The sequence below is a fragment of the Phormidium pseudopriestleyi FRX01 genome (genome assembly GCF_017313335.1).
Taxonomy (GTDB): domain Bacteria; phylum Cyanobacteriota; class Cyanobacteriia; order Cyanobacteriales; family Laspinemataceae; genus Laspinema; species Laspinema pseudopriestleyi.
Genome location: NZ_JAFLQW010000557.1, coordinates 1 through 4,028, shown reverse-complemented (window position 1 = coordinate 4,028; position 4,028 = coordinate 1). Strand labels below are relative to the sequence as shown.

The window sequence follows — 4,028 nt, the reverse complement described above, 5'->3', positions numbered from 1 at the left end:
GATGCTAGAGCTTTAGCCCAATGCCGTGCCGATCGCCGCATTCAAATCGGGCAAAAACTCACCCAAGGATTAGGAACGGGGGGAAATCCCATCCTCGGACAAAAAGCGGCAGAAGATGCCCGCAGTCAAATTGCGGAAGCGATGAAAGGGAGTGATTTAGTCTTTATTACCGCAGGAATGGGCGGGGGAACCGGCACAGGGGCCACTCCGATTGTGGCGGAAATTGCCAAACAACAAGGTGCACTCACCATTGGGGTATTGACTCGTCCTTTTGCGTTCGAGGGGAAACGTCGGAGTCAGCTTGCCGAGGAAGCGATCGCAGCTTTACAGACTCGCTTGGATACGGCGATCACGGTTCCTAATGAGAAATTGTTGTCCGTGATTTCTGACAATATGCCGGTTCAGGATGCCTTTGGAGTAGCGGATGATATTCTGCGTCAAGGGGTACAAGGAATTTCCGATTTAATTGTGATTCCTGGGGTGGTGAATGTGGATTTTGCTGATGTGCGATCGGTGATGAGTCGCGCCGGAACAGCTTTACTCGGGATAGGGATTGGGGAAGGACAATCTCGTGCTAGACAAGCGGCGATTTCGGCCATGTCTTCTCCCTTTTTAGATTGTTCAATTAACGGTGCCAAAGGGGTCGTTTTTAATATTACCTGCGGTATGGATCTCACCTTACATGAAGTGAATGTGGCTGCTGCAGAAGTCTATAATGTGGTGGATCCGGATGCCAATATTATTTTCGGGGCAGTGATTGACGATCGCCTGCATGGGGAGATGAGAATGACCGTAATCGCCACCGGATTTTCCAATGAACCCCTGGTTTCTCTCCCTCAAACCCGGGTAGTGCCGACTCCTCCTCCTCAATCTCGGGTTGCCACACCGGCGATACCTCAACCTCAACCGGAAACCCCACCTCAAAGTTGGCCTGGATTGGACCTTCCTGATTTTTTCCCCCCTGGGCGATCGCCTAGGTAGTTTGGCATGGGATGGGGAGGATGGGGGAGACTTACAAGGGTAGGTTTTTACCCTCATGGTGATTGACCTTAATATTAACTTCAGCGACGGTCCCCGGACCTTGGCAAGGTCCGGGTTAGGGTGGGGTCCTCTTGAAGTGGCTTACGCCAAGTCACGAGGAATGGTTTATTGGAATGTCGGAGTGACACTATAGCGGTTCTAAAATATTAAATCCAGCGACGGTCCCCGGACCGTCGCTGAATTTAATATTAAGGTCAATCACCATAAACATAAAAAACCTACTCTTGTAAGGGGCAGTGCCCACCCTACTCCTTCCCACTCCTCCCTAAAATCGCAAAAACGTTCCCAATTCCACCGATTACAACGTTTCTAATCCCATCAATTGCAATAGAGTTTTCCATTCTTCTTGATTAGATCGATCCTCAAGGGGGAATTGACTGACATCAACTAAACTGCTGAAGGCGTCCATCCACAGTCCTGCTTCAGCATAAATTTGGGGATGACTACTCAAGGAACCATTTTGTAACTGAGTTGCCAGATTACTGGAGAGTGGGAGGCGTTGAACCGTCCCGGTTACGCTTAAATTCTCTGATGGAGAGACCGGATTACAAATAATTGAAAATGACCAGGAATAGTTTTTTTGAATTTCTAAGGGTTCTAGGTTGATAAAAGCGGGGAGTTCCATGCGAATTATCCCCGGATTTCCCGTGATGGCAAATTGGACTTTATAAAGGATTTGATTACTGTCATTTGATAAGACAAATTCAGCAGTTTGGGCCGAGGTTTCCGGGAGATGAAATAAAAAAGACGGAAGCCCTTTGACCGTTGAAATCTGATTCTGATTGGGGGGCAGTAATGCCATCAAGGGAACCATTGCGATCGCCCCGGGTTTACAGGCATTGGGTTTTTCTGCTTGGGGACTTTGAGCCAGGGTTTCAGGAGGAATCCCTCCACTCAGTTCGGTGGCGATCGCTCTCATGGGCAATGGAAAAGCCCCCAAGACTAAACATGACACCAGATAAGTCACCCTGATTATTCGGCAAAACGGTGTCTGCAACATAGTGATTCTTTAACAAAAGCGCTACAACAACGGTAAATTGATTTATTCTAAACCCTCGGTCCGATGATATGGATTTGCACCCCAGGTCAGACTGGAACGAATTCTCGTTAATATTTGGAAACCTCCTGATATTGTAGCAACGGATAACGGTTGGGGATTGAACCGTTTTTCAGCGAACCCGGTCAAAAATATAAGGAGTCCGGACATCCTTAGTCGAAAGAGCATATTTTTATCCATCTCCTGCATCCTTAAGATATTTGAATTAACTTTGGCTTAAACAATTACGGTCTGCTAACCGATCATTATGCTGTCTCAATCTCCCCCATCTATTCGCCAAGAGTCCCAGCAGCAGTGGGATAGTTCCATTCAGCGCCACCCAGAGAACCCCTCGCGCTTAATTTCCATCAAAACCGGGCGGCTGTTCTTTTGCATGGCGATCGCGGTGGGATTAGTCGGATGTCCGGGCATTTTTAACCGAGAGGAGGAAGCTCAACAAGCCCCCGCCGGTGGAGCCAGAGAACGACAACGCAGACCCAGTTCTCCCAGTGTCGAGGTGGCCGTCGCCCGCACAGATACCTTACGCGAACCTCTGGTTTATAGCGGCAATACAGAACCTTTTCGAGAAGTCTCTGTACGCGCCCAAACCGAAGGACGCTTACTCGATATGACTGTAGACTTAGGCGATCGCGTTGAACAAGGAGAAATCCTGGCTCAACTCGATGGCACCCTCCTAGAAATTGCCGTCGGGGAAGCCGAAGCCGAATTAGCCGCCCGGGAATCCGATGTGGTCCGTGCCCGCAATCAGGTCAGAAACGCTCAAGTCCAGTTGGATCAAGCCCTGGTGGAACTCCAGCAGGCTCAAAAAGATGCAGAACGGTTTCTGGCTTTAGCGGCTGAAGGGGCCGTTTCTCGGCAACAGGGAGAACTCGCCCAAACCAAAGCCGAAGTGGTGGCGCAAACCGTGCGATCGGCCCGAGAACAGATTCTAATTGAACAAGAATCGGTGAGTAGTGCCGAACAACGGGTGAAGGCCCAACGGTCTGTGGTCGCCCAATCCCGGGAACGTCGGTCATACAGCTTTTTACGATCGCCGATTACCGGCGTTGTTCTCGATCGCCTGACGGAACCGGGAAATCTAGTTCAACCGGGCGGGGATGTGTTAAAAATTGGCGATTTTAGTCAGGTGAAGGCGATCGTTCCTCTGTCCGAACTTGCCTTACCCCAGATTCGAGTCGGACAACCCGTTACGGTCAGTTTAGATGCCTTGGGCGGGGAAATCGTAGAAGGTAGAGTCAGTCGCATTTCTCCAGTCTCCAATGTGGCAACGCGCCAAATTCCTATCGAAGTAACGATTCCTAACCCCGATGGCCGGATTGGGAGTGGGTTGCTGGTTCGGGTGACCTTTGACACCCAAACTACGGAACGAGTTGTCATTCCAGAAAACGCCTTGCAAGGGTCCGAGGAGAATACCGTGTTTGTGCTTCAGGAGGGAGAGGGGACCCCCACGGTAGAAGCGCGAACGGTCCAAATTGGCGATCGCCTCAATAGTCAAGTGGAAATTCTCTCAGGACTTGGACCGGGGGAACGCTATGTAACCCGCAGCAGTCGCCCCCTAGCAAGCGGGGATGAGGTCCGCTTGAGTGCCTTGTCAGAATCGTAAATTGGGCTGCGGTTTCCTCCTCTTAAAGGAAATTTATTAAACTGCCTGGGCTGGCAGTTTACTCTTTTCAAAATCCCTCTCCTCTGAGGAGAGGGATTTAGGGAGAGGTTCCTCATCCTGGGGAATTGAGGCGCGCCTGGAATGTGCTGCCATCAGGATTCATCTTACTGGTCATTTGTCATTGGTCAGTTGTCATTGGTCATTTGTCATTGGTCACTTGTCATTGGTCAGTTGTCATTGGTCAGTTGTCATTGGTCAGTTGTCAGTTGTCATTGGTCAGTTGTCAGTTGTCATTGGTCAGTTGTCAGTTGTCATTTGTCCGTGCAG

Annotated in this window: 3 protein-coding genes; 2 read left to right on the top strand and 1 reads right to left on the bottom strand. The window is 50.0% G+C overall.

What is annotated here, in order from left to right; all coding sequences use genetic code 11:
- Positions 1-981: cell division protein FtsZ (ftsZ, locus tag J0895_RS21200; protein ID WP_207089986.1), on the top strand; the 981-nt coding region annotated here is incomplete at its 5' end.
- A 358-nt stretch (positions 982-1,339) separates the two neighbouring features.
- On the opposite strand, the gene J0895_RS21195 is transcribed toward ftsZ, so the two are convergent.
- On the bottom strand, positions 1,340-1,996 hold the full coding sequence (locus tag J0895_RS21195; RefSeq protein ID WP_207089985.1) for a DUF928 domain-containing protein: 657 nt from the start codon (positions 1,994-1,996) through the stop codon (positions 1,340-1,342).
- A gap of 349 nt (positions 1,997-2,345) precedes the next feature.
- On the opposite strand from J0895_RS21195, the gene J0895_RS21190 reads away from it, so the two are divergent.
- Positions 2,346-3,701 carry an efflux RND transporter periplasmic adaptor subunit gene (locus J0895_RS21190; RefSeq protein ID WP_207089984.1) on the top strand — a complete coding sequence of 452 codons (1,356 nt, stop codon included), beginning with the start codon at positions 2,346-2,348 and terminating at the stop codon, positions 3,699-3,701.
- Positions 3,702-4,028 lie beyond the last annotated feature (327 nt).